The organism is Arsenophonus endosymbiont of Bemisia tabaci Q2 (assembly GCF_902713415.1).
Classification (GTDB): domain Bacteria; phylum Pseudomonadota; class Gammaproteobacteria; order Enterobacterales; family Enterobacteriaceae; genus Arsenophonus.
In genome coordinates this window covers 1-3,230 of the sequence record NZ_CACTIE010000041.1, presented here as the reverse complement: position 1 = coordinate 3,230, position 3,230 = coordinate 1, and the positions used below count along the sequence as shown (strand labels likewise).

4 protein-coding genes, 2 rRNA genes, 1 pseudogene and 1 other annotated feature are annotated in these 3,230 nt (G+C 41.3%); of the genes and pseudogenes, 3 read left to right on the top strand and 4 right to left on the bottom strand.

Annotated elements, in window-relative coordinates:
• The first annotated feature begins 145 nt into the window (after window positions 1-145).
• The 3 genes from ARSQ2_RS14550 (at window position 146) to ARSQ2_RS02675 (ending at window position 1,009) form a co-directional block, all read left to right on the top strand.
• On the top strand, window positions 146-274 hold the full coding sequence (locus ARSQ2_RS14550; RefSeq protein WP_420837723.1) for a hypothetical protein: 129 nt from the start codon (window positions 146-148) through the stop codon (window positions 272-274).
• On the top strand, window positions 214-399 hold the full coding sequence (locus ARSQ2_RS02680) for a hypothetical protein (RefSeq protein ID WP_181994272.1): 186 nt from the start codon (window positions 214-216) through the stop codon (window positions 397-399). Before ARSQ2_RS14550 ends, ARSQ2_RS02680 begins: the two co-directional genes overlap by 61 nt.
• Window positions 400-472: 73 nt before the next feature.
• Complete coding sequence (locus ARSQ2_RS02675) at window positions 473-1,009, top strand: recombinase family protein (RefSeq protein ID WP_181994273.1); 537 nt, start codon at window positions 473-475, stop codon at window positions 1,007-1,009.
• 185 nt (window positions 1,010-1,194) lie between these two features.
• Here the strand turns inward: ARSQ2_RS02675 and rrf (ARSQ2_RS02670) are convergent.
• The 4 genes and pseudogenes from rrf (ARSQ2_RS02670) to ARSQ2_RS02655 all read right to left on the bottom strand — a co-directional run.
• A 5S ribosomal RNA gene (rrf, locus tag ARSQ2_RS02670) occupies window positions 1,195-1,310 on the bottom strand.
• A gap of 149 nt (window positions 1,311-1,459) precedes the next feature.
• A 5S ribosomal RNA gene (gene rrf, locus ARSQ2_RS02665) occupies window positions 1,460-1,575 on the bottom strand.
• 175 nt (window positions 1,576-1,750) lie between these two features.
• Window positions 1,751-2,561, bottom strand: a sequence feature (23S ribosomal RNA rRNA prediction is too short).
• A 53-nt stretch (window positions 2,562-2,614) separates the two neighbouring features.
• Window positions 2,615-2,860 (bottom strand): annotated as a pseudogene (locus ARSQ2_RS14545) (transposase); the annotation flags it as partial.
• 46 nt (window positions 2,861-2,906) lie between these two features.
• The coding region (locus ARSQ2_RS02655; protein ID WP_181994271.1) for an IS630 transposase-related protein at window positions 2,907-3,230 on the bottom strand (324 nt) is incomplete at its 5' end.

The following is a 3,230-nucleotide window of genomic DNA, read 5'->3' as shown; positions in this document are numbered from 1 at the left end:
ATATTAACATTAACAGCGATGTTTTCTATGCATGGGTCACCCAAGTCCTTATCCCAGTACTTCCTAAAAACAGTGTAATCATCATGGATAATGCAACTTTTCACAAGAAACAGAGTATTAACAAGTCATCATCGATGCGGGGCATATGGTGGAATATTTGCCTATCTATTCGCCAAATCTTAATCCAATTGAACATAAATGGGCACAAGCTAAATGCAAAAAAAGAGTACTCGGATGCGACACAGATATTTTGTTCGCACTCAATATCGTGTAATCAAAATTAAGTCGCTTAGCTATAATTGGAAAATCCAGTACTTGATAGACACTTTATCTATCAAACGATTTAGGAGACAGCTTTGTTATGAGGCTCTTTGGTTATGCCTGTGTATCTATAGCTAAGCGACTTAATTTTGATTACAAAATATATGTTTTTCTTCAATATAAATTTACTGATATAGAGTAATTACTTGTAATCATTTTAAAGTCGCCCAGCTATACCAGTCAACAGTCACTGGATGTGCAGGTGAAATCGCTAAAAGCCGAAGGAGTAAAGGCTAACCGGATTTTTACCGATAAAGAGTCGGGCATCCATAAAAAACGCGAAGGCCTTCAGTTTTTCCGGCTCAAGGTTGAGGAAGGCGATATTATATTGGTGAAGAAGCTAGACCGATTGGGCCGCGATACAGCAGATATGATCCAACTCATCAAAGAGTTTGACTCAATGGGGGTGGCAATCCGGTTTATGGATGACGGGATTAGCACCGAAGGAACCATGGGGAAGATGGTGGTAACTATTTTGTCAGCTGTGGCTCAGGCCAAACGGTTAGGAATACTGGAACGAACGAATGAAGGTCGTGAGGAAGCGAAAGCGAAAGGCGTTAGGTTTGGACGTAAACCCACTATAGACCGTGTAAAAGTTCGTCGTCTCTATGAGAACGGAGTTGGTGTGACAGAGATTGCGAGACAATTAAAAATTGGTCGTTCAACAGTTTACAAAGTGCTCTCATAATCAAAGCTTAGCGTACGATTTTTCCGTTTTCTGAGGCGACCCTTATAATAAATATCAAAAATATTAATAAAGCTTGTCGATAAAATCGATACAATTCAACCATAAAATATATTATTCATTAAGTTATGATTTATTATTTGCACATACAGAAAAGACACCTTAATTAGGTGGCCTTAATATTTTAAGCTTAGCAGTTTCTTACTCTCACATGGGGAGACCCGACACTACCATGGGCACTACGGCATTTCACTTCTGAGTTCGACATGGGATCAGGTGGAGCTACCGCGCTATAGCTACTAAGCAAATTCTTTGCTATTTATATTTTAACGAACGTTTAAGTAGCTTATCCATGATATTAATAATTAAAAGTATAGATAAATAACCACTAACCAAACTGTTCTATCAGAGATCCATTTTACTAATGGTCTTTCCCATTAGCCTTAAATTAAAGGCTGGCAGTTCCCTACTCTCACATGGGGAGAGCCCACACTACCATCGGCGCTACGGCATTTTACTTCTGAGTTCGGTATGGGGTCAGGTGGGACCACCGCGCTATTCGCGCCAGACAAATTTTTTCTATTTATCCCGTCTTATTTCGCTGCTTTATAGTCTGCATAGTCTGCTGACCTACCTCAGTAGCGAATACACCTTGGCCTTCAGCAAAATTTGCCCATATTCAATCTCAAAACAAGCTAAAATTTTCTCTCTTAAAATATCTTCGGTGTTGTCAGGTTAAGCCTCTCGGGTTATTAGTACTAATTAGCTCAACGTATCGCTACGGTTACACACTTAGCTTTATCTACGTCCTCGTCTTGAACACCCCTTATAGGACATTACTGTCAGGGAAGACTTATCTTGAGGCAAGTTTCCCGCTTAGATGCTTTTAGCGGTTATCTCTTCCGCACTTATCTATTCTATTTTATTCTATTTTATACTAGGCAATGCCATTGGCATGACAACCTGTACACCAGTGGTGCGTCGACTCCGGTTCTTTCGTACTAGCAGCAGCTCTCCTCAATCTTTCCTCACCCACGACAGATAGGGACTGAACTGTCTCAGGACGTTCTAAACCTGGCTCACGTACCACTTTAAATCCCGAAACAGAGGCATACCTTTGGGATCTACTTCAGCCCCAGGATGTGATGAGCCGACATCGAGTTGCCAAACACCGCCGTCGATATGAACTCTTTGGCGGTATCAGCTTGTTATCGCCGGAGTACCTTTTATTTGTTGAGCGATAGTCCTTCCATTCAGAACTACCGGGATCACTAAGACCTACTTTCGTACCTGCTCGCACCGTCACCCTCGCAGTCAAGCTGGCTTATGCCTTTGCACTAACCTCACGATGTCTGACCTTGATTAGCCAACCTTCGTGCTCCTCCGTTACGCTTTGGGAGGAGATTGCCCCAGTCAAACTACCCATTAGACACTGTCCTCAGCCCGGATGAGGACTAGGGGCCCAAGTTATAGCTAAGCGACTTAATTTTGATTACACCATAGTGAGTACGCACAAAATATCTGTGTTCCATCCGAGCGCTCTTTTTTGCATTTAGCTTGTGCCCATTTATGTTCAATTGGATTAAGATCTGGCGAATAGGTAGGCAAATATTCCACCATATGCCCCGCATCGATGATGACTTGTTGAATACTCTGTTTCTTGTGAAAAGTTGCATTATCCATGATGATTACACTGTTTTTAGGAAGTACTGGGATAAGGACTTGGGTGACCCATGCATAGAAAACATCGCTGTTAATGTTAATATTGATATCAAATAATCCGATAACAAACAGCGTTGTGCCTAATAAAGGCCCGATAACATTTGTTTTTTCTTTAGCTCCCCAGTTCTTGAGAACAACACACTGTTGACCTTTCGGGGAATAGCCGTGAGTCCGCGGGCTATCGTGTGAAAACCACTTTCATGAATAAAAACAATATGCTTACCTTCTTTTTGCGATCATACTGTTGTTTTTTTGTTGAAACGTTTGTCGAGTGTTTTCGTCGGTTTTCGGATGATGTAGAGTTTTTTTTATAGGTCAATCCTATTTTTTTAAGAGCTTGCCAAATGGCTTTCTGACAAATGCCAAAACGCTCTGCACGCTCTTTTTGGTAAGCATCTGGATATTGTTCAACATCTTTTATCAACTCGGATTTATCGATTTTTCGCTGACGCGTACTCGATGCTTTTGGCTCTATTTGATTAATCCAACGCGATACAGATGC

What these genes read in the sequence shown, in the direction of transcription:
- ARSQ2_RS14550 (WP_420837723.1), top strand. Translation starts at nt 146, where the DNA reads ATGGTGGAATATTTGCCTATCTATTCGCCAAATCTTAATCCAATTGAA.
- ARSQ2_RS02680 (WP_181994272.1), top strand. Translation starts at nt 214, where the DNA reads ATGCAAAAAAAGAGTACTCGGATGCGACACAGATATTTTGTTCGCACT.